Source organism: Methylophilus sp. 'Pure River', assembly GCF_046765995.1.
In the GTDB taxonomy this organism is placed as follows: domain Bacteria; phylum Pseudomonadota; class Gammaproteobacteria; order Burkholderiales; family Methylophilaceae; genus Methylophilus.
Genome location: NZ_JBKOUE010000004.1, coordinates 94,145 through 118,462, shown reverse-complemented (window position 1 = coordinate 118,462; position 24,318 = coordinate 94,145). Strand labels below are relative to the sequence as shown.

Below are 24,318 nucleotides of genomic sequence, written 5' to 3'. Positions count from 1 at the left end.
GTGACTATCAGGCTGGCAACTAATCGCCAAACACCGCAGCTTCGCGCGCATTCGCCAATTTGATTACTTCGGCTTTACCGGCACGATCAAGATCCCACCACTGGCGGATTTCTTCTATGGTTCTAAAACAGCCCTGGCAAAAACCATTACTGTCATCAATGCTACACACCCCGACACATGGGGATGGAATTTCCTGGTCTGACATGTTAAATCCCTTTCGCTGTCTTGCTCAATACACCTTAGCTCAATGCGCCGTGACAGTTTTTAAAACGCTTGCCTGAACCGCATGGACAAGGATCATTGCGACCGACGCGTACGCCTTCTGGCAAGCCCTGTGGCGGCTGTGCCGCATCACCACTATTAGTCAAGGCAGAGTCATAGTCGGTGTGCTGATATTGCAAATTACCCACATCCGCTGCACGCATGGCTTCCTCGGCACGGCGCTCTTCCTCTTCCAGCTCTTCGCGGGAGCGTACTTGCACCTGCATGGTGATCTTGGTGACTTCGCTCTTAACGGTATTCAGCAAAGACTCAAACAACTCAAACGCTTCACGTTTGTATTCTTGCTTAGGGTTCTTTTGCGCATAAGAACGCAAATGGATGCCTTGACGCAGATGATCCAGCGCAGCCAAGTGTTCACGCCAGTGATTATCCAGGCTTTGCAGCATGACTGCGCGCTCGAAATTGCGCATATTGTCGTTGCCAGCCAATGCTTCTTTCGAACCATAACTTTCGTTCGCCGCATCCAAAATACGCTCACGCAAGGTTTCTTCATGCAAGTCTGGATTGTTTTCCAGCCACTCACCGACTGGCAAGCTCATGCTTAATTCGTCCTGTAATGCTTGCTCCAGCGCAGGCACTTCCCACTGCTCTTCCACGCTGCCTGGTGGCACATAGGTATTAAACAGGCTGTTAATCACATCCTCACGCATGGCACGGATGGTTTGGCCAACATCGACAGACTCCAGCAACTCATTCCGTTGCTCGTAAATCACCTTGCGCTGGTCGTTAGACACATCATCGTATTCAAGCAACTGTTTACGGATATCGAAGTTACGGCCTTCCACCTTGCGCTGCGCGTTTTCAATCGCGCGCGTCACCATGGCATGCTCAATGGCTTCACCTTCTGGCATATTGAGGCGGGTCATGATCGCCGCCACACGCTCGCCAGAGAAAATACGCAGCAACTGGTCTTCCAGTGACAGGTAAAAGCGGCTAGAACCTGGGTCACCTTGACGACCGGAACGACCACGTAACTGGTTATCGACGCGACGAGATTCGTGGCGCTCAGTGCCGATAATATGCAAACCACCTGCAGCCAATACGGCATCGTGACGTTGCTGCCACTCGGCTTTCAGTTGGGCGATTTTGCTTTCTTTGTCAGCATCGCTTAAATTGGCGTCATTGCGAATTGCATGAATCTCACCTTCTGAGTTACCGCCCAAGACAATGTCGGTACCACGACCGGCCATATTGGTCGCAATCGTGATCATGCCAGGACGGCCTGCTTCGGCAACGATGGTCGCTTCACGCTCATGCTGTTTGGCGTTTAACACCTGATGTTCCAGCTTGGCTTGCGTGAGCAATTGCGAAATCAGCTCTGAGTTTTCAATCGAAGTCGTACCAACCAATACCGGTTGGCCTTTGGCCTGGCATTGCTTGATATCTTCGATCACCGCTTTGTATTTTTCCATGCCGGTGCGATAGACCTTGTCCATCGCATCTTGTCGCTGCACGGGTCTGTGCGTAGGAATCACCACGGTTTCCAGCGCGTAGATCTGGTTAAATTCATACGCTTCAGTATCCGCCGTACCGGTCATGCCGCTGAGCTTTTGATACATGCGGAAGTAGTTCTGGAACGTGATAGACGCCAGTGTCTGGTTCTCTTTCTGGATCGCCACGCCTTCTTTGGCTTCCACCGCCTGATGCAAGCCATCGGACCAGCGGCGGCCAGGCATCATACGGCCAGAAAACTCATCCACAATCACGATTTCATTATTGCGCACCACGTAATGCTGGTCGCGGTGATACAGGTTCTGTGCACGCAGGGATGCATACAAATGATGCACCAGGGTAATATTGGCTGGCTCATACAAGCTGGAACCTGCGGTCAACAAACCTGTTTGCTCCAGCAATTGTTCCGCGTGCTCATGGCCCGCTTCACTCATGGTCACGCTTTGCGCTTTTTCATCGACCCAGAAATCGCCTTCGCCGTCTTCCACTTGCTGACGGACCAACTGCTTGGCAACTTCATTAATCGCGCCGTATAAATCAACACTGTGCTCAGCCTGGCCAGAAATAATCAGTGGCGTACGTGCTTCATCAATCAGGATGGAGTCAACTTCATCCACCAGCGCATAGTGCAAAGGACGCTGTACGCGCTCCTCTTTACTAAACACCATGTTGTCACGCAGGTAGTCAAAGCCGAATTCGTTATTGGTACCGTAAGTGATATCTGATGCATACGCCTGTTGCTTGGCATCGTGGGGCATTTGCGACAGGTTGATCCCTACGCTCAAGCCCAAAAAGTTGTAGAGCTGCCCCATCCACTCGGCATCTCGCTTGGCAAGGTAGTCGTTGACGGTGACCACATGCACACCTTTACCCGTTAACGCATTCAGATAAGTCGGCAAGGTTGCCACCAGCGTTTTACCTTCACCGGTACGCATTTCGGCAATTTTGCCTGCATTCAGTACCATGCCACCGATCAGCTGAACGTCAAAGTGGCGCATGCCCAGCGCGCGCTTGCTACCTTCACGCACCACTGCAAATGCCTCTGGCAACAATTTTTCCAGGGACTCGCCATTGCTGTAACGCTGTTTAAACTCTTCGGTTTTTGCCCGTAGCTGCTCGTCACTCAAGGCCTGAGTCGCGGGCTCTAACGCATTGATTTGTTTGACGGTTTGCTGATACTGTTTGACCAGTCGATCATTACGACTGCCAAAAACTTTTTTAAACAACGAGGCTAACATGAGTCACACCGATTTCCGCATACGCGGCGTTAAATTGAAATAAACAGAGATTGTATAAGATATAGAGGGGGGTTGTCTCAATTATTGCACGTCAGCAATCATTCCCTGATGCATTTACCGGGTCCAATGCACTGATTAAGAGTGACCCCTGAGGTATTCACGCGGGTCCAGCGGGTTGCCATTGAGACGAATTTCGTAATGCAAATGCGGTCCAGTAGAGCGGCCTGTGCTGCCAATCAAGGCAATCTTCTGCCCTTTCATCACGCGATCACCCGATTTCACCAGCAATCTGGAGTTATGTGCATAACGTGTTTCCAGGCCTGATCCGTGATCAATCTTGAGCAGGTTGCCATAATCAGGCGTTTGTACCGCCGTGGTCACAATGCCGTCCGCCGCCGCATAGACCGGCATACCAACCGAAGCTGGAAAATCCAGACCTTCATGAAAGGCGCGGTGACCATTCAAAGGGTCAATCCGCCAACCATAGCTGGATGAACTGTAAGCCGCTGCGACCGGGCTGCTGTTAGGCAACATTTCGCGCAGCACACTTTTCTGTAACAATTTCGCTTCAATCTTGCCCTGATACTCATCCCTGAAATCCAGGTCGGCCGACATCTGCTCAATCGTGGCTTTCAAGTCCTCTTCGCTTAACGGCGAGTCCTTCACCAACGGGCCACCCTGACCTAATGACTCACTGACCGGGGATTCGCTTGCGGGGACTTCATTCACTGGCGTTCTTTCATTAATTGGCTCTGCGGTCGATTTAACCCCCGCCAATTTGGACAAACGCTGATTTTGCGCATCCAGGCGCAAAATACGCGCCTGCAATTCACCGATTTGCTTGGCATAAGCATCGAGGTGACTTTGGGTAGACAACATGGCGCCACGCAAGTGCGGCGGCAACATGGCTTTAACGCCTTGCGACTTTATCACTTGTTGCGGCGTGATAAACAATAAGGTCAATACGACAGGCACCAGGATCAGCGCCAACACCATACCCAAACTCTCAAACACACCCAGTGTTTTTGGCTTGGCCATTTTTTCTGAAACAATAATGATATTAATCATGCTAAGAACTCTCGCTATTCACCGGCTAGCGATGATGACCCAACGGGTTACTCAACGCTTTCTGGCCTGGTGGTGTACAATATTCACGCATTCTGTGGACAATCCGCCATGTTCAAAATCAATCAGATTTTCAAGCATCATCACGATCTCAAGCCGCTATTACAAGAAGCGGATGATAGGCAGCAATTACAGCAATGCTGGTCAGCAGTGGCCCCGGAATTCTCCAGGTTTTCGCATGTACTGGCGCTACATGATGGTGCATTGACGATTGCCGTACAATCAGGCGCAGCGGCCAGCAGAATCAAGTTAATGGAAACCCAACTCTTGCAAAAAATCCGGGATTTTTGTCAAAATTCCAGGAAAATCAAAGGCTTAAACCTTAACGCAATTAAGGTCAAAGTGCAAGTAAAATCTCGCCCGCAAAGCAAGCATAAACGCATCAAAGCCCCTTCAAATCGCGCTTTAAACACACTCGAAGCCTATGCTAACGAGGCCAATAATCCGGCGTTGGAAGCTGCTTTACGCCACTTTATTGACCAGCAACGTGACGACTGAGTGACGCTTTTTCCACCCTCAAAATAGCCCTGAAAACGCGCTTGTAGGCGCACTTTAATAGTGCAATAATGGCTCAACCTGTTACATTTTATTTACAAATTAAGTAACAGGGTTTTAAGCAGTCATTACGTTTAACGCAGTTTCATCAGGAACAGGAGAAGTCATGTCAGTCGCATTAATGTTAGCCCTCAGTGCTGCAGTGTTGGCGGTGCTCTATGGCGTAGTAATGAGCAAGTGGATTTCAGGCTTACCCGCAGGCAATGCCCGCATGCAGGAAATTGCCGGGGCCATTCAGCAAGGCGCAGCCGCCTATCTATCCAGGCAATACAAAACCATCGCACTGGTAGGTGTGATACTGGCCATTTTAATTGGCGTATTTTTAGGCGCGCAAACCGCCATCGGCTTTGTTATCGGCGCCCTATTATCCGGTGCCTGTGGCTTTATTGGCATGAATGTCTCGGTCAAGGCCAATGTGCGTACGGCACAGGCTGCGACCAATGGCATAGGCGCAGCGCTGGATGTGGCCTTTAAAGGTGGGGCGATTACCGGCATGCTGGTGGTGGGCCTGGGCCTATTAGGCGTGGCTGGCTTTTATGCCTATCTCGGCGCCGAGCAGGCGACAGACCTGAATCCATTGATTGGCCTGGCATTCGGCTCTTCATTGATTTCCATCTTCGCCCGGCTGGGTGGCGGCATTTTCACCAAAGGCGCCGATGTTGGTGCTGACCTGGTCGGCAAAGTCGAAGCAGGCATCCCGGAAGATGACCCGCGCAATCCTGCCGTGATTGCTGATAACGTCGGTGACAATGTGGGCGACTGTGCTGGCATGGCCGCCGACCTGTTTGAAACCTATGCCGTGACATTGATCGCCACCATGGTGCTCGGCGGGCTGATGGCTGCAGAAGCAGGTGCCAATGGTGTGATTTACCCCTTATTGCTGGGCGCAGTTTCAATCGTCGCATCAATTATTGGCTGTTTCTTCGTCAAGGCCTCGCCTGGCATGAAAAACGTCATGCCAGCACTGTACAAGGGCCTGGCCGTCGCAGGCACACTCTCCCTGATTGCATTCTATTTCGTGACGCAGTATGTGTTTCCGCAAGGCTACACGCATGGTGAAATCACCGTCACCAGCCAGGCATTATTCGGCGCTTGTGCAGTGGGCCTGGTATTAACCGCAGCGCTCGTATGGATCACCGAATACTATACCGGCACTGATTACGCACCAGTGAAACACGTGGCACAAGCCTCGACCACCGGCCATGCGACCAACATTATTGCCGGTATAGGCGTGTCCATGAAGTCGACCGCGTTGCCGGTGATTTCGGTCTGTATCGCCATCTACGTCGCCTTTCACCTGGCGGGCCTCTATGGCGTGGCGATTGCCGCCATGGCCATGTTAAGCATGGCAGGTATTGTGGTTGCGCTGGATGCCTACGGCCCGATTACCGATAACGCAGGCGGTATCGCTGAGATGGCCGAGTTACCCAGTAGCGTGCGCGACGTCACCGACCCGCTGGATGCCGTGGGCAACACCACCAAAGCGGTCACCAAAGGCTACGCCATTGGCTCAGCAGGGCTGGCATCACTGGTGCTGTTTGCAGACTACACGCACAAACTGGAAGGCGCGGGCATCACCGCCAGCTTTGATTTAAGTGACCCGAAAGTGATTATCGGCCTGTTTATTGGCGGCCTGATTCCGTTCCTGTTTGCCGCCATGGCGATGGAAGCTGTTGGCCGCGCCGCGGGCAGCGTAGTGGAAGAAGTGCGCCGCCAGTTCCGCGAAATCAAAGGCATTATGGAAGGTACTGCCAAACCGGAATATGGCAAAGCAGTGGACATGCTCACCAGCGCAGCCATCAAGGAAATGATGTTGCCATCATTATTGCCGGTTGCCGTGCCAATCCTGGTCGGATTATTCTTGGGCCCGGTCGCATTGGGCGGCTTGCTCATGGGGACGATTGTCACCGGCCTGTTTGTGGCGATCTCCATGTGTACGGGCGGCGGCGCCTGGGATAATGCCAAGAAATACATTGAAGACGGCCATCACGGCGGCAAGGGCTCAGATGCACACAAAGCCGCAGTCACAGGCGACACCGTCGGCGATCCTTACAAGGATACAGCTGGCCCGGCAGTAAACCCCTTAATCAAGATCATCAACATTGTGGCGCTGCTGATCGTCCCGCTATTACATTAACAAGCCATTCACAAACAAAAAGCCGGGTAAATTACCCGGCTTTTTATGCATCATATTTAAGTGTCAAACGTCCGATTAAAACGCTGGCTTCACTTCTGCTTCGTTGTAACGCACAACGCCATCAGTGATTTCCTTATGCGCAGATTCAATGCCTTCCCAACCTTCGATTTTCACCCATTTTCCTTTATCCAGGTCTTTGTAGTGCTCAAAGAAGTGGGCAATCATGTCCAAACGCCAAGGTGACACATCGCTCAATGTTTTCTGATAAGCATACAGGCCACAGACTTTTTCGATAGGCACGGCCAGTACTTTGGCATCACCACCGGCTTCGTCGGTCATTTTCAGCATACCCAATGCGCGGCAACGTACCACGACACCCGGCAATAATGGCACTGGTGTGATTACCAACACATCCACCGGGTCTCCATCGTCGCCCAGGGTGTGTGGAATATAACCGTAGTTACATGGATATTGCATGGATGTACCCATGAAGCGATCCACAAACAGCGCGCCACTCTCTTTATCTACTTCGTATTTCACCGGGTCGCCGTTGGCCGGAATTTCGATAATAACGTTAAAGTCGTGAGGCAAATCTTTGCCGCTTGGCACCAAATTCAAAGACATCTTCTCAAACCCATTTCAACAAAAAAGCGCCATTATAGGCGAATAATATGAACATTTGCTGGCAAACAGCACTATTTTTGATCCGGCACAAGCGGCACAGAATCGCGACACGCCTGCCGCACCGCGACTGGCGTCAACTTGAGTGCCAAGTAAAGCAATAATGGAATAATGACCAACTCATCCAACTGGCCGATGACTGGAATAAAATCCGGAATCAGATCAAACGGCAAGACTAAATATCCTAGCGCCAACCATAACAAGGCCTTGGCCAGCCAAGGCGTTTGCGGGTGCGCATGCAAGGCACGATAAAAGGCCACCTCTTGCTTAAAGCGGCTGGCCAGTGTTGCCAGTTGCGCACGCAAACCCATGAAAGATTAATCCACCTGCAAAGTACGCCCGGTCAACTTGGCAAACGCCTCCATATATTTATCCGAGGTACGTTGCGCCACGTCGACTGGTAATTCAGGCCCTGGCGCGACCTTGTTCCAGCCACAGCTTTCCAGCCAGTCACGCACATATTGCTTGTCATAACTGGGCGGGTTGCTACCAATTTGGTACAGGTCTGCGGGCCAGAAACGGGAAGAGTCCGGCGTCAAAGCTTCATCCATCACATGCAACACACCATGCTCGTCGACACCGAATTCAAATTTGGTGTCAGCAATGATAATACCCTTGGTGCGCGCATATTCTGCTGCACGGGTGTACAAGGCAATCGCCGCTTTTTCAACTTGCGCGGTCAGGTCTTTACCGATCAGCGCCTCTACTTGGGCGACGCTGATGTTTTCATCATGCTCGCCAACTGCGGCCTTGCTAGAAGGCGTGAATAACGGTTTAGGTAATTGTTGCGCCAGCTGCAGACCGGCTGGCAAAGGAATGTCGCAGACCGTGCCCTTGGCTTGGTACTCTTTCCAGCCACTGCCGACCAGGTAACCGCGTACAATCGCCTCCAGCGGCAGGGCTTTGAGCTTTTTAACCACTACGGCACGGCCTTTGACCTGTTCGACTTCATCCGGCGCAACCACAGACTCAGGCGCAATGCCGGTCAAATGATTAGGCACCACGTCCTGCAACTGCTCAAACCAGAAGTTAGCCATTTGCGTCAGCATTGCACCCTTGTGCTGAATGCCGGTGGGCAAAATCACATCAAAAGCACTTAAACGATCCGTACTCACCAGCAGCATGGTGTGGGCATCGATATCGTAAATATCACGCACCTTGCCCTGGTGCAATTTTTTCAGGCTTTTGATGGAGGTTTCGAGCAAAGGCGCACGCATAATGTCTATCACACAAGTAAAAGCAGCATTATAAATGCGGACGCGATTGCTGGCGAATAAATTGATACCCAAGCACTCAAGCGGCTACGGCAACATCCTCTTCAACCTCAGGCAAATCTGTCATCGACAATTTGGCATATGCAACATAGCGCGTTAAGCGTAACAAGTTACAGGTATAGCCATATTCGTTGTCATACCAACCTATCAGTTTGACAAAGGTCGGGTCCAGCATAATGCCGGCACCGGCATCAAACACACTGGCCGCCGGAAACCCACGGAAATCGCTGGAAACCACAGCTTCTTCGGTATAGCCGAGCACGCCTTTCAGGTCGCGTTCCGCGGCGTATTTCATCACGGCACAAATATCTTCGTAAGTGGTTTTTTGCTGCAACTCTACGGTTAAATCGACCACAGACACATCCGCTGAAGGAATGCGCATGGACATGCCCGTGAGTTTTTTATTGAGCGCCGGGATCACCTTCCCCACTGCCTTGGCAGCCCCGGTACTGGAAGGAATGATGTTTTCAAACACGCCGCGCCCACCGCGCCAGTCTTTGTTGGAGGTACCATCAACCGTTTTCTGGGTAGCGGTCGCCGCATGAATGGTGGTCATCAAGCCACGCTTGACACCAAAATGGTCATGCAGCACCTTGACGATCGGCGCCAGGCCATTGGTGGTGCAAGAGGCGGCCGAGACAATATCTTCACCATGATAATGGTAGTGATTGACGCCATAGACATACATAGGCGTATCGTCTTTGCCGGGGGCAGACTGCACCACAATGCGCGCGCCACCGGCAATATGTGCGGCACAGGTTTCCTGGGTCAGGAACACGCCGGTACATTCGATCACCACGTCCACCGCTTCAGCATTCCAGTCGATATCTGCCGGTTTGGCATGCGCCGTCAAACGAATTTTTTTGCCATTGACGACCAGGAAGTCGCCCTCTAAATGTGCATCCTGTGCCAGCCTGCCGTGCACGGAGTCATATTTGAGCATATACAACATATGGTCAGGTTCCTCGATGCCGTTGATGGCAACCACCTCCATATCCTTGAACTCAGCCTGATTTAATGCGGCGCGCAGCACCATACGGCCAATGCGGCCAAAACCGTTAATCCCTACCCGAATACCCATTTTTGACTCCTTCGTCATTGGATACGGTAAAAACAAGCAATTTTGATGCTAATTTTCAACAATTAGCATTAGACAGCCGCGAAAGCCGCGAATAGAATAGAGTTGAATCTTTTGAATGTTGCAAGCAACTGGCCATCGGATATTTTGTGAACATCGCAGAACAATTACTGAGTGGTATCCTGGACACATTACCGCTGCAAATCGCAGTGATTGATGAGACCAGCAGCATTATTTACGTGAACCAGGCCTGGCGGAAATTCGGGCTACTTTACGGCCTGGCGCTGGAAACAGACTGGTTTGGCATCGCCTACCTGGATCTTTGCCGCGCCAATGAAGACACCAACCAGCCAGTGTTGCTAGATGGTATAGAACGTGTCCTGAGTGGCTCAATGCCGCACTTCACAACTGACTATTTGTGTCACACGCCAACACAGGAACCCACCTGGCTGACACTCAACTTGCAGCCCATGCAAACCACCCTGGCAGATGGCAAGTTATTTTTACTGTCACTGACCAATATCACCCACCACAAACAGACTGAAGATCGCATCTCGGCGCTCACTCTGACCGACCCGCTCACCGGGCTGGCCAATCGCCGTCGCCTGGAACAATTCATGCGCGATGAATGGTCACGTGCCATCCGCCATCAGTCCAGCCTGAGCGTGATGATGGTCGATGCCGACCATTTCAAACAGTTGAATGACAGCATGGGGCATGGTGCGGGAGACGAGTGCCTACGCCAATTGGCAGGCATATTGAAACGTTACAGCAATCGCCCGGGCGACTTGGCAGCACGTTATGGCGGAGAGGAGTTTGTCTTGGTGCTGGGGCAGACCACACAACAGGAAGCGGCTAAAATCGCCGAACGCATCCGCCAGAAAGTCATGGCGCTGGATATCCGTTTTGCTGGTCACCGACTGATGACCGTCAGCATCGGCGTTGCCTCACTAGGCCTACAACAATCGCAGTCACACAAAGAGCAGCACGCCCGCAACCAATGGTTAAACTTCAGTGAAGACGGCAACTTGCTGATTGAACAGGCGGACAAGGCCTTGTATGTAGCCAAGAAACAAGGCAGAAATCGCGTCGAAGTCTACGACAAACATCACAGGCTGACGGTGCCGCTTTCCGTGTAGCGACAACCCTCAGCCCGCGTGTATTTTAAGCTGCTCGCTCTTCCAGAATGGCCACCGCGGGTAAGGTTTTACCCTCTAAAAACTCTAAAAATGCGCCGCCTGCGGTAGAAATATAAGACACCTTGTCGTAAATATCATATTTCTGGATCGCCGCAATCGTGTCGCCACCACCCGCCAGCGTAAAGGCTTTGGTTTCGGCAATGGCCTTGGCAATGGTTTTGGTGCCATCACCAAACTGGTCAAATTCAAACACGCCAACCGGGCCGTTCCAGACCACGGTGCCAGCTTTCATGATGATCTCCACTAGCTCAGCAGCTGATTGCGTGCCGATATCAAAAATCATCTCATCTGCAGCCACATCCGTTGCCGACTTTTTCACCGCAGGTTCATTGGCATCAAATTGCTTGCCCACCACCACATCTTTGGCAATTGGCACGCAGGCGCCACGCGCAGACATTTTGTCCATCAGGCATTTCGCGGTGCCAATCAAGTCATCCTCACACAAAGACTTGCCGACTTCCTGGCCAGAAGCTTTGAGGAAGGTGTTGGCGATACCACCGCCAACCACCAACTGGTCGACCTTATCAGACAAGCTTTCCAAGACGGTCAACTTGGTTGACACTTTGGAACCACCCACAATCGCCACCAGCGGACGCGCAGGTGCCAGCAAGGCCTTGCTTAATGCATCCAGCTCTTGTGTCAGCAGAATACCTGCACAGGCGACTGGCGCAAACTTGGCAATCCCATGCGTGGAAGCTTCAGCGCGGTGTGCAGTGCCAAAGGCGTCCATTACAAATACATCGCACAAAGCGGCGTATTTCTTCGCCAGCTCATCGTTGTTTTTCTTTTCACCAACATTAAAGCGGCAGTTTTCCAGCAAAATCAGCTGACCGTCTTGCGTGGTCAAACTGTCTTCTGGCGCATTAGGCGCCAGCCAGTTCTTGACCAGGCGCACCGGCTGCCCCAGCAACTTACTCATCACGTCAGCCACTGGCTGCAACGAGTTCTCTTCACTGTACACGCCCTCTTCCGGGCGGCCCAAATGTGAAGTCACCATCACTTTGGCGCCTGCTTTTAATGCATATTCAATCGTCGGCATGCTGGCCACAATTCTGGCATCACTGGTCACCACGCCGTCTTTCACCGGCACATTGAGGTCGGCACGGATAAACACACGCTTGCCACGCAAGTCGAGGTCGGTCATTTTGATGAATTTCATGAAGGTCTCCCTTGAGCGGTCGCCGCCGCTTGAATATAAACTGGTAAGGATAAAAATCTCAGTGACAAAAGCAAACGGGGCATAAAGCCCCGTGCATGATTAAGCAATGTGTTGAACCAGGCGCAGCAGGTTACAGGTGTAGCCGTATTCGTTGTCGTACCAGCCGACGACTTTAACAAAGGTCGGGTCCAGCATAATGCCTGCATCGGCATCAAACACGCTGGCGGCTGCACTGCTGCGGAAATCGCTGGAAACCACTTTTTCATTGGTAAACTCCAGCACACCTTTTAATTCACCGTCGGCCGCTTTTTGCATAGCGGCACAAATCGCTTCATACGTAGTTTCGCTATTCAGTTCTACGGTCAGATCCACCACAGACACATCGGCCGATGGCACACGCATGGCCATACCTGTCAGCTTCTTGTTGAGGGATGGAATCACTTTACCTACCGCCTTGGCAGCACCGGTGCTGGAAGGAATAATGTTTTCAAACACACTGCGGCCACCGCGCCAGTCTTTCTTGGAAGTGCCATCTACGGTCAGCTGTGAGGCTGTTGCCGCATGAATAGTGGTCATCAAGCCACGTTTGATACCAAAGGTGTCATGCAATACTTTTGCCAGCGGCGCCAGGCCATTGGTGGTACAGGAGGCAGCAGAAATAATCGCCTGGCCTGCATATTCAGTATGATTTACACCGTACACAAACATCGGCGTATCATCTTTACCCGGTGCAGATTGCACCACTTTAACAGCTCCGCCGTTCACGTGTGACTGGCAGGTTTCCTGAGTCAAAAAAGCGCCGGTAGATTCAATCACCACCTCAGCGCCACCTTTACGCCAGTCAATATTGTTAGGATCACGTTCAGCAGTCAGGTGAATGCGCTTGCCATTGACCACCAGCGCGCCATTGTCGGCCTCAACCTTGGCATTAAAACGGCCATGCACAGAGTCATACTTGAGCAAATACATCATGTATTCAACATCATATGAACTATTAATTGCCACGACTTCGATATTGCTGAACTCTGGTTGCTCAATCGCCGCACGCAACGCCATACGGCCAATTCGCCCAAACCCGTTAATGCCTACCTTGACTGCCATATGCTCCCCAACATTGCTTAGAACTAAAACTCAGTATTTTAACCTAAACCACCTATACTGGACAGATTGTAAGTATTTGATTTGATACACGACAAAGCATAAAAATCATTCAAACACGGCTTCATGCCTACATGAAGCATCCAACTGATAGAAAGAGGACCTGATGCAAGACACCATTATTCTCGCTGGCGGCTGTTTTTGGGGCATGCAAGACCTGTTCCGACGCCTGCCCGGCGTCATTTCCACACGCGTCGGCTATACCGGCGGCGAAGTTACCCATGCCACCTACCGCAACCATGGCAACCATGCAGAGGCGATAGAGGTGGAGTTTGATGCATCACAGATCAGCCTCAGGCAATTGCTGGTGTTCTTTTTCCAGATTCACGACCCGACCACTTTGAACCGCCAGGGCAATGATTTGGGGCCATCTTACCGTTCGGCCATTTATTATGCCAATGCCGCACAAAAAGCGGAGGCAGAACAACTGATCGCCGACATGAATGCCACGCAGATCTGGCCCGGGAAGGTCGTCACAGAAGTCACACCTGCCAGCGATTTTTGGCTGGCCGAGCCTGAGCACCAGGATTATTTAGTGAAATATCCGACCGGCTATACCTGCCATGGCTTGCGGCTGGATTGGATTTTGCCACAAGACCGCGCAGCGGCCATGTGGCTATAGATTATTCAGGAGTGACGGCGGGTGGCAGCTTGCTTGCAGGCGCAGGCTTGCGCGGCTTGCCGCCAGTCCGTCGACCAGAATGATGTAGAAATGTCGCCAGCTCGTTGAGCGCCAATTGGTAAACCTCGCGCTTGAACTCAATCACATCTTCGAGTGGCACCCAGTATTCACTCCAGCGCCATGCATCAAACTCAGGATGCTCAGTCGCACGCAGCGACACATCAGAATCGCGGCCGGTCAGGCGCAACAAAAACCAGATTTGCTTTTGGCCCTTGTAACTACCGCGCCATTCACGTTTAATCCAACTGGTAGGCACTTCATAGCGCAACCAGTCGCGCGTACGGCCCAGAATCTTGACGTGCTCAGGCTTGAGGCCCACCTCTTCCATCAGCTCACGATACATAGCTTGCTCCGGCGTTTCACCATATTTGATGCCGCCTTGCGGAAACTGCCACGCATGCTCTCTGATACGCTTGCCCCAAAACACCTGGTTATGTGCATTGCAAAGCACAATCCCAACGTTCGGACGGTATCCATCACGATCTAACATAAAAAACTGCCTTCAATATTTGCTGCAATTTTTTCACACTTTGCCCTTTAATGAAAGGACAACCATCATGCGACTGCCATAAAAGTATGCGTGTTTTGCTCAAAAAAAAAGCTCACATCTGTGAGCTTTTTTACTGATGTCCTGAAAAGATCAGGATTTCATACGACGTGCAGCCAAACCACCAACGACCAACAGGCCAGCAAACATCATGGCAGACTTATCTGCTTCTGGCACTGGAATCACGGTCATGTTGACAAAAGTGTAATCAGACTGGTTATCACATTTTTTGCAATGTGAATCAGGATAGCCTTTGACTGCAGTGAACACAATGCTGTCTACAGAGCGGAAACCAAACGGATTATTCAACTGCCACGCACCTGTACCGCCATCAACAGCACCACTACCGATGGACACGACTGAGCCTTCGCCAGTCCAGGCCGCTGTGTGCACGCCAGTGGCTGTCAGGTAGTAAACACCTGTACCACCGTCAGCAAAGCTCACCAGCATTTTTGCTACTTCTTTAACATCTTTATATTCTGGGCCGTCAAACAACAACGCCAGGTTAATAGAAGAAACAATCACTTCTTTAGAAAAAGTACCGGTCAATGTTTCACCAATATCAATTTCGTCATTTGTTCTGCCACCGGCGATACCCACACCTGTGATCCCAGCCTGGGTTTTTTTCTGAAAAGTGTTACTACCAACAAAAGTAGCGGTCGTACCATCAGCAAAGCTAGTGGAATAGCTGGTTTGGCCATTCACAAAATTGCTACCAACCACGGTACCTGTGGTCAAGGCAAAGGCAGACTGCGCCGTTGCCAGCATCGAAAACGACAGCAGCAACTTAAGGCCAGCATCAAATATTTTTTTCATTGTGACTCCCTTGGTTTCAATTAAAGTTTAATAAAGTTAAATTTTCATGCAGATTTTAAGTCAAACGGCTACCCGTATAAAATAGTCCATTAGGGCCACAGGGAAATATCCCGTTTCTTTTCATACATTTACAAACAAACCGCGAAACCCCCATAATAAATTTATGGTTATATAATTAACAATGCTGTCAACCTTACACACTCACAATCGTTTGTCGGTCATGCGCCTGCTTTTCACCTCTGCCATCAAATTACGCAAACAAGCTTCGGCATCGTTTCTTTGGCTAGCATTATTGGTATGGATCCCCCAATCATATGCTGGCAGCCTGGCTTACATCACCAACCAGGGCAATGACACGGTCTCCGTTCTGGATACGCAAAAAAAACAGGTCACACACACGATTGAGGTCGGCAAAGCACCCGTAGGTGTCGCCATTGCCACCAAACAACAGCGCGTCTATATCAGCAATGCCAATAGCCAGACGGTTTCAGTCATCAACAGCGCAACCCAGCAAAAAGTGTATGACATCCCCGTACACGTGCAAGCCGTCGGCATCGCCCTCAGTCGCGACGAAAACACCTTATATGTAGCCGATTGGGGTGGCGAGCAAGTGATTGCGATAGACACCGCACACCCTGACAAACAAAAAGCCTTCAAGGCAGGCAAAACGCCCTCGGGGCTGCTGGTGAGTGCAGATGACAAAAAACTGTTTATTGCCAATCGCGATAGCAATGATGTCACCGTGGTAGACACCAAGACACTCAAAACCATCGCGCAAATTCCAGTTGGGCTACACCCCTTTGCACTGACACTCAGCCCGGACGCGCGCACCTTATTCGTCGTGAATGTTGTCAGCAACACACTCACTGTGTTAAACGTAGATACTTATCAGTCCAGCACAGTCAAAACCGGGCAACATCCTTATGGTGTGGCCATCAGCCCCGATAGCCGCTGGGCTTACGTCAGCAACAATCATGCAGAAAGCGTTTCAGTGATTGACCTGAGCAATGGCAAAACCGTGAAAACGATCGCTGTAGGCGAGTTTCCGGAAGGCATTGAGTATGACAAAACAACCAATCAAGTCGTCGTCGCCAACTGGGGCTCGGACAACGTTTCGCTGATTGATGCACACACCAACACCGTCACGCACACCATTGCCAGCCCCAAACTGTGCCGGTCATTTGGGCAATTTATACTTCAGGCTAAATAAAATTTGTTTTTTTCACAGGATGCCCCATGAATTAGTCGCAAAGAAGCCTTTTTTTAGGTAAAGTCTCGGGTTGTTTTTAAAACTCCAAGACCGCCTACTTTTATCAAGTACCGCTTATCTTTTTAGTTTTGAAAGTCTGTAAATATCAGGAGAAATGTAATGAAAAAAATTCTAGGCATTATTGCTGTTTCTTTATTGCCGTTGATCCCTCTGACTGCTGGCGCACACGGTGCGGCTGCGTTACGTTTTGAGAAAACCGTCACCATCAAGGCAGCACCGGCAAAAGTCTGGGCATTGCTCAAAGACTTTGGCAATGTACAAGCTTGGCACGCAGGCGTTGAATCGACTACTGTAGAGCAGAAAAAAGATGAAAACGGTGATGACGCAACTTACCGCACCGTTAAACTGAAAAACGGCGGCGTCATGTATGAAAAACTGCGCTCTGCCGATGACGCAGGCATGCGCTTGAAATATGAATACGTGATTGAAAAAAGCACCTTGCAAGTGTCTAACTTTTACCCAAGCATCACTGTGACCGGCAGCGGCAACGAAGCAGTGGTAACGGTTAAAGGCAGCTACACCCGTGCTGACTCCTCAAACATCCCAAAACCTGAACAAAATGACGACGCTGCCACCAAAGCAGTCAACGACTATTTTGACGCTGGTCTGGAAAGCCTGAAAAAGGTTGCCGAATCGGGAAAGTAATTAGCCAGGGTTCTGGTAAGCGCACGCAAGGCAACAGTAAACCCTGGTGGAAGTTCTGGTAAGTCTTACGTTGTAAACAACAGTTTTTTGCAAATGCAGTGCTTGGTCAAAAGCTAAACACTGACACCAAATAAAGGGATTGTGTACCACACAATCCCTTTTTTGCATCTGAAGCACTCGCTCTGCCCCTGACCAAAAACATCACTTGCATTGCCAAAGATTGGCGATCGCTGTCACTTTACGTCATCTTTCATTTTGCCAACCTAACCAAAAATTCTCGAATTCAATTCGAAGAAATAAAGCATAAAAACCCTTTAATTCATATTTTTCAACAAGTTATGGAATACAACAAAGAGCTGGCACACCTGTTGCTTTAGGGTTTAGCGAACACTGTTGGAAAAGCAGTGAATGAAACAGTAGATGTTCACTTTAAACTTGACTCAAAAGGAAAACATGATGAAAAAACACGTACAACAAGGTTTTACCCTGATTGAATTGATGATCGTTGTTGCCATTATTGGTATTTTGGCTTCTGTAGCGATTCCGGCTTATCAAGATTACACACGCGAAGCGGCAGACTCGGCATGTTTGGCCGAAGCCAGTGCATATGCAAAAAGTTCGCTGGCTGCCCTCACTGTCGGTCGCCAAGTAAACGATCACAGACCATCAGCATGCAATGCGATTACGACGCCAACAGCTGCAACCACAACATTTAACCCTGTTCCAGCTAGAAATGCTGGTACAGGCAGAGTAATTACATGTGATATGTCTCAAGGTGCAACATGCACCAGAGCTGCGTCTTAACCAATCTAAAGAAATAAACGAAAGCCCGCAAATCGGTGCTTTCGTTTATTCAGGCTCAGCAAGAATCGAGCATAAGCTCAAAATATACCTTCAAAACAGTTCGCGCTTATTCTGGCTTATTTAAGCTAGCAGTTCTTGCGCGTTAATTACTAATCGCTGAGCAAAGTTGAACTTAAACTCTCAGCGTTTGCCAGCCCCCCCCAATATCGACATCACCATCTATACTGTACTCCTGTAATGTTAGTGAGTAGAGGCTTAAGTAACGTTATAAAAACTTGCAGGTATAGCTAAGTTAATTCTTAAATATTAATTAAAATAAGCACTTTATTATTCAATTGAAAATTTAAGCCCAAGCCATGTTAAGTAACGTTGTTATTAATTCAGAAAGCCATAACAAGGCATGCATCATCTGGCTACACGGTCTAGGCGCTGATGGCCATGACTTTGAGCCTGTGGTGCAAATGCTCAACCTGCAGCATATTAAATTTATCCTGCCACATGCGCCGTATCGCCCCGTTACATTGAATAACGGTTACGAGATGCGTGCCTGGTATGACATTTTTGGGTTGCAGTCAGAAAGCACTCAAGATGAAGTTGGCATCAACAATATGCAGGTAACAATAAATGCCATGATTGAAGCAGAGATTGCACGGGGCATTCCGTCGCAACGTATTTTGTTGGCGGGCTTTTCACAGGGTGGCGCAATGGCCTTGCACACAGCAACGCGCTTTGATCAACCCTTGGCTGGCGTATTGGCGCTCTCCACTTACTTGCCTTTGACGAATCAGCTCACAGAAAAACAGCATCCTGCCAATCAGCAATTACCGATCTGGATGGCACATGGACGTCAAGACAGTGTCATTACCCTGGCGACCGCGCAATCGTCGCGACAAACACTAGAAGCAGCAGGTTACGCAGTGGAGTGGCACGAATACGATATGCCGCACAGTGTGTGTGAAGCCGAAATTGACGATATCCGCCAGTTCCTGCTGCGTGCTTTACCCGTCTGAGCCATCCTTCGCACACATGAGAATAATCCCGCAAGCAGGGGGAGTTTTGTTAAAATAGCTGGCGTTTTCACAGGCTAATTTTCATGAGTGCTTCCAAAAAGTCACCGACCACGGTGAATGACCAACAAACCTTTGCTGAGCGACTGGCAGCGCTGGAGTCCATCGTTAAAAACATGGAGTCAGGTGAACTGCCACTGGAGGCCGCATTAACGGCTTACACCGAAGGCATGCAACTGTTGCAGGTTTGCCAGGAATCACTGCAACAAGCCGAACAAACCGTGATGATCTTGAACCAGCAGCAACAGCTGACTCCTTTTGAGGCCAATTAACGCGCCTGCTTTCTTTTGTCTTTCGTCATGACTCAGCCTCCATTTGTTTTTGATCATTGGGCCAGCGCACATCAGCAACGCGTTGAAGAGGTATTGTCACGTACGCTGCCAACTGAGGGCACGTTGCCTGGCCGCCTGCATGAGGCCATGCGTTATGCAGTGCTGGGCGGCGGCAAGCGCGTGCGCGCATTGTTAAGTTATGCCGCAGCAGAACTGGCGGGTGCAAGCCCTGTCGCGGCGGATGCGTCAGCAGCGGCAGTGGAACTGATCCACGCTTTTTCACTGGTGCATGATGATATGCCGTGCATGGACGACGACGACCTGCGCCGAGGCAAACCAAGTTGCCATAAACAATATGACGATGCGACTGCCTTGCTAGTGGGCGATGCACTGCAAAGCCAGGCCTTTGAATGCCTGGCCAGCACCAGCGCACCGCAAGCGTTAAAACAAGTGCAGGTATTGGCAAAAGCGACGGGCTCACGCGGCATGTGTGGCGGCCAGAGCATAGACTTGCAAAGCACAGGCAAACTGCTGTCACGTGAGGCATTGGAAACCATGCACCAGTACAAAACAGGCGCCTTGATTGAAGCGGCAGCCTTACTGGGTGCCTATGCTGCGGATTACACGAAGCAGCCACTCATTACCACCTTAGAACAATATAGCCAGCATATGGGGCTGGCTTTCCAGGTGGTCGACGATATTTTGGACGCCACCGCAGATACACAAACCCTGGGCAAAACTGCTGGCAAAGATGCCTTGCAGGAGAAATCGACCTACGTCAGCCTGCTTGGTTTGGAAGAAGCGAAAGCACTGGTCAACAGCTTGCATGCGCAAACATTGCAGTTATTGGCGGACTTTGGCCCGCAGGCAGACCCGCTACGCGGCATTGCCAAATTTATTTGTGAGCGCCCATTTTAATCATGACTTCGCTGCTGTCCCGCATTGACTCCCCTACCGACCTCCGCACTCTGGAGCGCTCGCAGCTCAAAGTGCTGGCCGCAGAACTACGCGCATTCCTGATTCAAAGCGTATCGCAAACAGGCGGCCATCTGTCGTCTAACCTGGGGGTAGTAGAACTCACCATCGCGCTGCATTACATCTACAACACGCCGGACGACCGTTTGGTATGGGATGTCGGCCACCAAACCTACCCGCACAAAATCCTGACTGGCCGCCGCGAAGCCATGTCCGGCTTGCGCAAAGCCGGTGGCATTGCCGGCTTTCCCAAACGCGATGAGAGCGAATACGACACATTTGGCACTGGCCACTCCAGCACCTCGATTTCAGCCGCGTTAGGCATGGCGGTTGCCGCCAAAGCACAAGGCTCTGATCGCCGTAGCGTAGCCATTATTGGCGATGGCGCCATGACGGCGGGCATGGCATTTGAAGCCCTGAACAATGCGGGTGACATGGACACCAATATCCTGGTGATCCTCAATGATAACGACATGAGCATCTCCAACAATGTGGGCGCGCTCAACAATTACCTTGCCCGTTTAATGTCCGGCAAGCTTTATGACAGCGTGCGCCGCAGCGGCAAAAAAGTGCTGGATATCATGCCGCCGGTCAAAGAATTCGCACGGCGTGCCGAAGAACATGCCAAAGGCATGGTGACGCCAGGGACGCTATTTGAAGAATTCGGTTTTAACTATATTGGCCCGATTGACGGTCACGATATCGACACCCTGGTCGATACGCTGGGCAATATCCGCCAGTTGCAAGGCCCACAGTTTTTGCACGTTGTGACGCAAAAAGGCAAAGGCTACAGCCCGGCCGAAGACAACCCAAATAAATATCATGGCGTCAGCAAGTTTGACCCACAAAATGGCCATAGCCTGAGCCACAACGAGCGCCCGACTTATACGCAAATCTTTGGTGACTGGTTGGTCGATATGGCCGCCACAGATGACAAACTGGTCGGTATCACGCCCGCCATGTGCGATGGCTCCGGCCTTAACCGGTTTGCTGAGGCGTATCCGCAACGCTATTTTGACGTCGGCATTGCCGAGCAGCATGCACTCACCTTTGCTGCGGGCATGGCCTGTGATGGCCTGAAGCCTGTGGTGGCGATTTATTCGACCTTTTTGCAACGCGCGTATGACCAGTTGGTGCATGATATTGCCTTGCAAGATTTGGACGTTTTGCTGGCAATAGACCGTGCAGGCCTGGTCGGTGCCGATGGCCCAACACACGCCGGCAGCTTTGATTTAAGCTTTTTGCGCTGTATCCCTAACGTGGTGATTATGGCGCCTAGCGATGAAAACGAATGCCGCCAGATGCTAACCACCGGCTACCATTATCCTGGCACGGCTGCAGTACGTTATCCGCGTGGCAGCGGCATTGGCGCCAGTATTTCGCTAACACTAGAATCACTGCCTATCGGCAAAGCCCAGTTGGTGCGCCAGGGCAAGAAAATCGCCATCCTAGCCTTTGGCAGCATGTTGCAACCAGCGTTGCAAGCCGCAGAAACCTGTGATGCCACCGTAATCAATATGCGTTTTATCAAACCACTGGATGAAGCCATGGTGCTGGACATGGCGCGTACGCACGATTACCTGCTCACCGTGGAAGAAAATGCTGTCATGGGTGGCGCTGGTGCGGCGGTGATGGAGTGCTTGCAGGCACATCATCTGGTGAAACCCGTGCGCTGCCTGGGTTTGCCTGACCAGTTTATTGAGCACGGCAGCCACGAAACTATGCTGGCCGAATGTGGTCTAGACAAAAACGGAATCATCTCTGCTATTGAGAAATTAATTTCCGAGTAGTAAACTCAACTATTAATTAACAGGCGGGAAACCCCGCGATGGAACCCTGATGAATCAACCCGTGATCCCAACAACGATTGAAGATGTACAGAATACGCCGGACGTGCGTAGACTGGATATCAACAAAGTCGGTATCAAATCCATACGTCACCCAGTGATTGTCAAAGACAAAACGGGTGGCGAACAGCATACCGTTGCCATGTTTGATATGTATGTGCATTTGCCGCACAACTTCAAAGGCACGCACATGTCTCGTTTTGTCGAGATTTTAAACATGAACGAGCACGCGATTTCTATCGACTCATTCGAAACCATTTTGCGCCAGATGGTCGAGCGCCTGGAAGCAGAGTCCGGCTATGTGGAAATGCGCTTCCCTTACTTTATCAACAAGGCAGCGCCTGTTTCCGGCGTCAAAAGCCTGCTGGATTACGAAGTAACCTTTATTGGCGAAATCAAAAACGGCAAGTTTGAAATCACTGTGCAGGTGATGGTGCCGGTGACCAGCCTGTGCCCATGCAGCAAGAAGATTTCAGACTACGGCGCGCACAACCAGCGCTCACATGTCACTGTGACAGCCCTGCTCAATGAATTCATGTGGCTGGAAGACCTGATCACCCTGATTGAAGACCAGGCCTCTTGTCAGTTGTATGGCTTGCTCAAGCGCCCGGACGAGAAGTTTGTCACCGAGCGTGCCTATGACAATCCAAAATTTGTGGAAGACATGGTGCGCGATGTGGCGGCACAACTCAACGATGAAAAACGTATTGTGAAATATGTGGTCGAGTCAGAAAACTTTGAATCTATCCATAACCACAGCGCCTATGCATTGATTGAGCGTGATAAACGCGTCAATTAATTCAGCGATGTAATCCAAATAAAAATAGCCCGCATGCGGGCTATTTTTATTGATGCTGCATTAATGACTAAACATCCCCTGACGCGCATATGGTTGCGATAGGCGTAATCCTGCCGCCACGACAATGGCGCCCAATAACGGAAACAACGCTGCCAGCGTAAACGTTAACTGCCCGCCTAAATATTCCAACGCAAATCCCCCCAGCAAGCCGCCCAATGCGCCGCCAACGCCATACGCCACACTGTTATAAATGGCCTGCCCTTTAGCCTGGTGGCGGCCATTAAAGTATTGCGTGACCACCTCGACCGAAGCCGCATGGAAACTGCCAAAGGTAAACGCATGCATGGTTTGCGCCAGCAATAACAGCCAGAGCTGATCCGGCACCTGCCCCATCATGGTGAAACGCACCACGCCTATGAGTAAACTTGTAAGTAAAATAGTTTTGAGCTTAAAGCGTGCCATGATCCACGGCATTTTCATAAAAATGCCGATCTCACAAATCACGCCCAGCCCCCACAACCAGCCTATCATGCCCTTGCTGTAGCCATGCTCAGCCAGGTAGATAGAGTAGAAGTTATACATCAGGCCATGTGCCGTCACCATCATGGCGCAGCCTATCAGCAGCGATAGCACTGCAGGTTGCTTTAAGATTTGCCAGACCGAAAAATCATCATGTGCATGTGGTGGCACGTGCGCCTCTGGCAGCTTCCACGTCAACCCGAACAGCGTGCATTGCACCAGTAAAATAAACCAGAGCAGGCTGCCGATACCAAACCAGTCGGTTAAGTATCCCAATAACACCGAAGCCACAATAAACCCCCATGAACCCCACAAACGGATTTTGCTGTAATGGCCATTGGTGCTGGCCAGATGTGCGAGGACCAAAGACTCGGAGAGCGGCAAGGTCGAGCTGGTAAATAGGCTGAGAGCAATCATCACCACAAACATGGTGGTAAAGTCATGCGCCCAGAAGATGGCGACAAAGCCTAGCAAGCCGAGAAAAGCCGTGGTACGTATCCAGCGCACGCGTTGCCGCGTGTGGTCTGCCAGCCAGCCCCACAAATTAGGCGCAATAATACGGCTGAGCTGGAACAGCGACATGAGAATGCCGATGTCTGCCGGGGAGAAGGATTCTGATGTCAGGTACAAGCCCCAGTAAGGGACAAACGCGCCGACAAAGAAGTAATAGATAAAATAGAAGCGCGAGAGATTAAAGTGTAAAGCGTGACTCATAACATACTCGCGCGTTGGTAAAT

General features: G+C 50.7%; 24 protein-coding genes. 12 read left to right on the top strand and 12 right to left on the bottom strand.

Translation table 11 applies throughout. The features are described 5' to 3' along the window. Positions 1 to 19: 19 nt before the first annotated feature. The 3 genes from ACIDE9_RS05960 to ACIDE9_RS05950 all read right to left on the bottom strand — a co-directional run bounded on the left by ACIDE9_RS05960 (position 20) and on the right by ACIDE9_RS05950 (position 4,040). The gene (locus ACIDE9_RS05960) at positions 20 to 205 is read right to left on the bottom strand and encodes a DUF1289 domain-containing protein (protein WP_194752866.1); all 186 of its coding nucleotides are present in this window, start codon (positions 203 to 205) and stop codon (positions 20 to 22) included. Positions 206 to 239: 34 nt separating this feature from the next. Further along, on the bottom strand, positions 240 to 2,972 hold the full coding sequence (gene secA, locus ACIDE9_RS05955) for a preprotein translocase subunit SecA (RefSeq protein ID WP_411993461.1): 2,733 nt from the start codon (positions 2,970 to 2,972) through the stop codon (positions 240 to 242). Positions 2,973 to 3,107: 135 nt separating this feature from the next. After that, a complete protein-coding gene (locus tag ACIDE9_RS05950; protein WP_194752864.1) occupies positions 3,108 to 4,040 on the bottom strand; it encodes a M23 family metallopeptidase in 933 nt (310 codons plus the stop codon). Positions 4,041 to 4,148: 108 nt separating this feature from the next. Here ACIDE9_RS05950 and ACIDE9_RS05945 point away from each other — a divergent pair, with 108 nt between their 5' ends. After that, positions 4,149 to 4,595 (top strand): DUF721 domain-containing protein, encoded by a 447-nt coding sequence (locus ACIDE9_RS05945; protein ID WP_024929446.1) that lies wholly within the window; start codon positions 4,149 to 4,151, stop codon positions 4,593 to 4,595. Positions 4,596 to 4,758: 163 nt separating this feature from the next. After that, on the top strand, positions 4,759 to 6,789 hold the full coding sequence (locus tag ACIDE9_RS05940; RefSeq protein ID WP_411993458.1) for a sodium-translocating pyrophosphatase: 2,031 nt from the start codon (positions 4,759 to 4,761) through the stop codon (positions 6,787 to 6,789). Positions 6,790 to 6,864: 75 nt separating this feature from the next. Here the strand turns inward: ACIDE9_RS05940 and ppa are convergent, their stop codons facing one another. The 4 genes from ppa to gap (ACIDE9_RS05920) form a co-directional block, all read right to left on the bottom strand. Further along, on the bottom strand, positions 6,865 to 7,413 hold the full coding sequence (ppa, locus tag ACIDE9_RS05935; RefSeq protein ID WP_194740449.1) for an inorganic diphosphatase: 549 nt from the start codon (positions 7,411 to 7,413) through the stop codon (positions 6,865 to 6,867). Positions 7,414 to 7,484: 71 nt separating this feature from the next. Then, a complete protein-coding gene (locus ACIDE9_RS05930) occupies positions 7,485 to 7,781 on the bottom strand; it encodes a YkvA family protein (protein ID WP_194752862.1) in 297 nt (98 codons plus the stop codon). 6 nt (positions 7,782 to 7,787) lie between these two features. After that, entirely contained in the window at positions 7,788 to 8,687 is a 900-nt protein-coding gene (locus ACIDE9_RS05925; protein ID WP_194752861.1) for a phosphoribosylaminoimidazolesuccinocarboxamide synthase, read from the bottom strand. A gap of 76 nt (positions 8,688 to 8,763) precedes the next feature. Beyond that, positions 8,764 to 9,825 (bottom strand): type I glyceraldehyde-3-phosphate dehydrogenase, encoded by a 1,062-nt coding sequence (gene gap, locus ACIDE9_RS05920; RefSeq protein WP_411993455.1) that lies wholly within the window; start codon positions 9,823 to 9,825, stop codon positions 8,764 to 8,766. Between the two features lie 146 nt (positions 9,826 to 9,971). On the opposite strand from gap (ACIDE9_RS05920), the gene ACIDE9_RS05915 reads away from it, so the two are divergent. Continuing rightward, a complete protein-coding gene (locus ACIDE9_RS05915; RefSeq protein WP_411993453.1) occupies positions 9,972 to 10,961 on the top strand; it encodes a GGDEF domain-containing protein in 990 nt (329 codons plus the stop codon). Between the two features lie 25 nt (positions 10,962 to 10,986). Here ACIDE9_RS05915 and ACIDE9_RS05910 read toward each other — a convergent pair whose 3' ends face one another. Continuing rightward, positions 10,987 to 12,180: a phosphoglycerate kinase gene (locus ACIDE9_RS05910; protein WP_411993451.1), complete on the bottom strand. Its 1,194-nt coding sequence runs from the start codon at positions 12,178 to 12,180 to the stop codon at positions 10,987 to 10,989. A gap of 99 nt (positions 12,181 to 12,279) precedes the next feature. Further along, positions 12,280 to 13,281, bottom strand: a complete 1,002-nt coding sequence (gene gap / locus ACIDE9_RS05905) for a type I glyceraldehyde-3-phosphate dehydrogenase (RefSeq protein WP_194752857.1) — start codon at positions 13,279 to 13,281, stop codon at positions 12,280 to 12,282. 163 nt (positions 13,282 to 13,444) lie between these two features. On the opposite strand from gap (ACIDE9_RS05905), the gene msrA reads away from it, so the two are divergent. Beyond that, positions 13,445 to 13,960 carry a peptide-methionine (S)-S-oxide reductase MsrA gene (msrA, locus tag ACIDE9_RS05900; protein WP_411993449.1) on the top strand — a complete coding sequence of 172 codons (516 nt, stop codon included), beginning with the start codon at positions 13,445 to 13,447 and terminating at the stop codon, positions 13,958 to 13,960. Between the two features lies 1 nt (position 13,961). Here the strand turns inward: msrA and ACIDE9_RS05895 are convergent, their stop codons facing one another. Together ACIDE9_RS05895 and ACIDE9_RS05890 are read right to left on the bottom strand one after the other, a co-directional pair. Then, positions 13,962 to 14,510: an RNA pyrophosphohydrolase gene (locus ACIDE9_RS05895; RefSeq protein ID WP_194740441.1), complete on the bottom strand. Its 549-nt coding sequence runs from the start codon at positions 14,508 to 14,510 to the stop codon at positions 13,962 to 13,964. A gap of 150 nt (positions 14,511 to 14,660) precedes the next feature. Next, entirely contained in the window at positions 14,661 to 15,383 is a 723-nt protein-coding gene (locus ACIDE9_RS05890) for a hypothetical protein (protein WP_194752855.1), read from the bottom strand. A gap of 220 nt (positions 15,384 to 15,603) precedes the next feature. Between ACIDE9_RS05890 and ACIDE9_RS05885 the strand changes: the two genes are divergently transcribed. The 8 genes from ACIDE9_RS05885 to folE2 all read left to right on the top strand — a co-directional run bounded on the left by ACIDE9_RS05885 (position 15,604) and on the right by folE2 (position 23,062). Further along, on the top strand, positions 15,604 to 16,593 hold the full coding sequence (locus ACIDE9_RS05885; protein WP_411993446.1) for a beta-propeller fold lactonase family protein: 990 nt from the start codon (positions 15,604 to 15,606) through the stop codon (positions 16,591 to 16,593). 159 nt (positions 16,594 to 16,752) lie between these two features. Next, positions 16,753 to 17,298 (top strand): SRPBCC family protein, encoded by a 546-nt coding sequence (locus ACIDE9_RS05880; protein ID WP_024929436.1) that lies wholly within the window; start codon positions 16,753 to 16,755, stop codon positions 17,296 to 17,298. A gap of 453 nt (positions 17,299 to 17,751) precedes the next feature. Further along, entirely contained in the window at positions 17,752 to 18,102 is a 351-nt protein-coding gene (locus tag ACIDE9_RS05875; RefSeq protein ID WP_411993444.1) for a pilin, read from the top strand. Between the two features lie 356 nt (positions 18,103 to 18,458). Beyond that, on the top strand, positions 18,459 to 19,112 hold the full coding sequence (locus ACIDE9_RS05870; protein WP_411993442.1) for an alpha/beta hydrolase: 654 nt from the start codon (positions 18,459 to 18,461) through the stop codon (positions 19,110 to 19,112). A gap of 83 nt (positions 19,113 to 19,195) precedes the next feature. Next, positions 19,196 to 19,441 carry an exodeoxyribonuclease VII small subunit gene (gene xseB, locus ACIDE9_RS05865; RefSeq protein ID WP_411993440.1) on the top strand — a complete coding sequence of 82 codons (246 nt, stop codon included), beginning with the start codon at positions 19,196 to 19,198 and terminating at the stop codon, positions 19,439 to 19,441. A gap of 27 nt (positions 19,442 to 19,468) precedes the next feature. Continuing rightward, positions 19,469 to 20,359, top strand: a complete 891-nt coding sequence (locus ACIDE9_RS05860) for a polyprenyl synthetase family protein (RefSeq protein ID WP_411993439.1) — start codon at positions 19,469 to 19,471, stop codon at positions 20,357 to 20,359. A 2-nt stretch (positions 20,360 to 20,361) separates the two neighbouring features. Beyond that, complete coding sequence (dxs, locus tag ACIDE9_RS05855) at positions 20,362 to 22,206, top strand: 1-deoxy-D-xylulose-5-phosphate synthase (RefSeq protein WP_411993437.1); 1,845 nt, start codon at positions 20,362 to 20,364, stop codon at positions 22,204 to 22,206. A gap of 49 nt (positions 22,207 to 22,255) precedes the next feature. Further along, positions 22,256 to 23,062, top strand: coding sequence for a GTP cyclohydrolase FolE2 (gene folE2 / locus ACIDE9_RS05850; protein ID WP_194752849.1), 807 nt, complete (start codon positions 22,256 to 22,258; stop codon positions 23,060 to 23,062). Between the two features lie 60 nt (positions 23,063 to 23,122). Here the strand turns inward: folE2 and ACIDE9_RS05845 are convergent, their stop codons facing one another. Beyond that, on the bottom strand, positions 23,123 to 24,295 hold the full coding sequence (locus tag ACIDE9_RS05845; RefSeq protein ID WP_411993434.1) for an MFS transporter: 1,173 nt from the start codon (positions 24,293 to 24,295) through the stop codon (positions 23,123 to 23,125). Between the last annotated feature and the right edge of the window lie 23 nt (positions 24,296 to 24,318).

What these genes read in the sequence shown, in the direction of transcription:
- ACIDE9_RS05960 (WP_194752866.1), bottom strand. Translation starts at nt 205, where the DNA reads ATGTCAGACCAGGAAATTCCATCCCCATGTGTCGGGGTGTGTAGCATT.
- secA (WP_411993461.1), bottom strand. Translation starts at nt 2,972, where the DNA reads ATGTTAGCCTCGTTGTTTAAAAAAGTTTTTGGCAGTCGTAATGATCGA.
- ACIDE9_RS05950 (WP_194752864.1), bottom strand. Translation starts at nt 4,040, where the DNA reads ATGATTAATATCATTATTGTTTCAGAAAAAATGGCCAAGCCAAAAACA.
- ACIDE9_RS05945 (WP_024929446.1), top strand. Translation starts at nt 4,149, where the DNA reads ATGTTCAAAATCAATCAGATTTTCAAGCATCATCACGATCTCAAGCCG.
- ACIDE9_RS05940 (WP_411993458.1), top strand. Translation starts at nt 4,759, where the DNA reads ATGTCAGTCGCATTAATGTTAGCCCTCAGTGCTGCAGTGTTGGCGGTG.
- ppa (WP_194740449.1), bottom strand. Translation starts at nt 7,413, where the DNA reads ATGTCTTTGAATTTGGTGCCAAGCGGCAAAGATTTGCCTCACGACTTT.
- ACIDE9_RS05930 (WP_194752862.1), bottom strand. Translation starts at nt 7,781, where the DNA reads ATGGGTTTGCGTGCGCAACTGGCAACACTGGCCAGCCGCTTTAAGCAA.
- ACIDE9_RS05925 (WP_194752861.1), bottom strand. Translation starts at nt 8,687, where the DNA reads ATGCGTGCGCCTTTGCTCGAAACCTCCATCAAAAGCCTGAAAAAATTG.
- gap (WP_411993455.1), bottom strand. Translation starts at nt 9,825, where the DNA reads ATGGGTATTCGGGTAGGGATTAACGGTTTTGGCCGCATTGGCCGTATG.
- ACIDE9_RS05910 (WP_411993451.1), bottom strand. Translation starts at nt 12,180, where the DNA reads ATGAAATTCATCAAAATGACCGACCTCGACTTGCGTGGCAAGCGTGTG.
- gap (WP_194752857.1), bottom strand. Translation starts at nt 13,281, where the DNA reads ATGGCAGTCAAGGTAGGCATTAACGGGTTTGGGCGAATTGGCCGTATG.
- msrA (WP_411993449.1), top strand. Translation starts at nt 13,445, where the DNA reads ATGCAAGACACCATTATTCTCGCTGGCGGCTGTTTTTGGGGCATGCAA.
- ACIDE9_RS05895 (WP_194740441.1), bottom strand. Translation starts at nt 14,510, where the DNA reads ATGTTAGATCGTGATGGATACCGTCCGAACGTTGGGATTGTGCTTTGC.
- ACIDE9_RS05890 (WP_194752855.1), bottom strand. Translation starts at nt 15,383, where the DNA reads ATGAAAAAAATATTTGATGCTGGCCTTAAGTTGCTGCTGTCGTTTTCG.
- ACIDE9_RS05885 (WP_411993446.1), top strand. Translation starts at nt 15,604, where the DNA reads ATGCGCCTGCTTTTCACCTCTGCCATCAAATTACGCAAACAAGCTTCG.
- ACIDE9_RS05880 (WP_024929436.1), top strand. Translation starts at nt 16,753, where the DNA reads ATGAAAAAAATTCTAGGCATTATTGCTGTTTCTTTATTGCCGTTGATC.
- ACIDE9_RS05875 (WP_411993444.1), top strand. Translation starts at nt 17,752, where the DNA reads ATGATGAAAAAACACGTACAACAAGGTTTTACCCTGATTGAATTGATG.
- ACIDE9_RS05870 (WP_411993442.1), top strand. Translation starts at nt 18,459, where the DNA reads ATGTTAAGTAACGTTGTTATTAATTCAGAAAGCCATAACAAGGCATGC.
- xseB (WP_411993440.1), top strand. Translation starts at nt 19,196, where the DNA reads ATGAGTGCTTCCAAAAAGTCACCGACCACGGTGAATGACCAACAAACC.
- ACIDE9_RS05860 (WP_411993439.1), top strand. Translation starts at nt 19,469, where the DNA reads ATGACTCAGCCTCCATTTGTTTTTGATCATTGGGCCAGCGCACATCAG.
- dxs (WP_411993437.1), top strand. Translation starts at nt 20,362, where the DNA reads ATGACTTCGCTGCTGTCCCGCATTGACTCCCCTACCGACCTCCGCACT.
- folE2 (WP_194752849.1), top strand. Translation starts at nt 22,256, where the DNA reads ATGAATCAACCCGTGATCCCAACAACGATTGAAGATGTACAGAATACG.
- ACIDE9_RS05845 (WP_411993434.1), bottom strand. Translation starts at nt 24,295, where the DNA reads ATGAGTCACGCTTTACACTTTAATCTCTCGCGCTTCTATTTTATCTAT.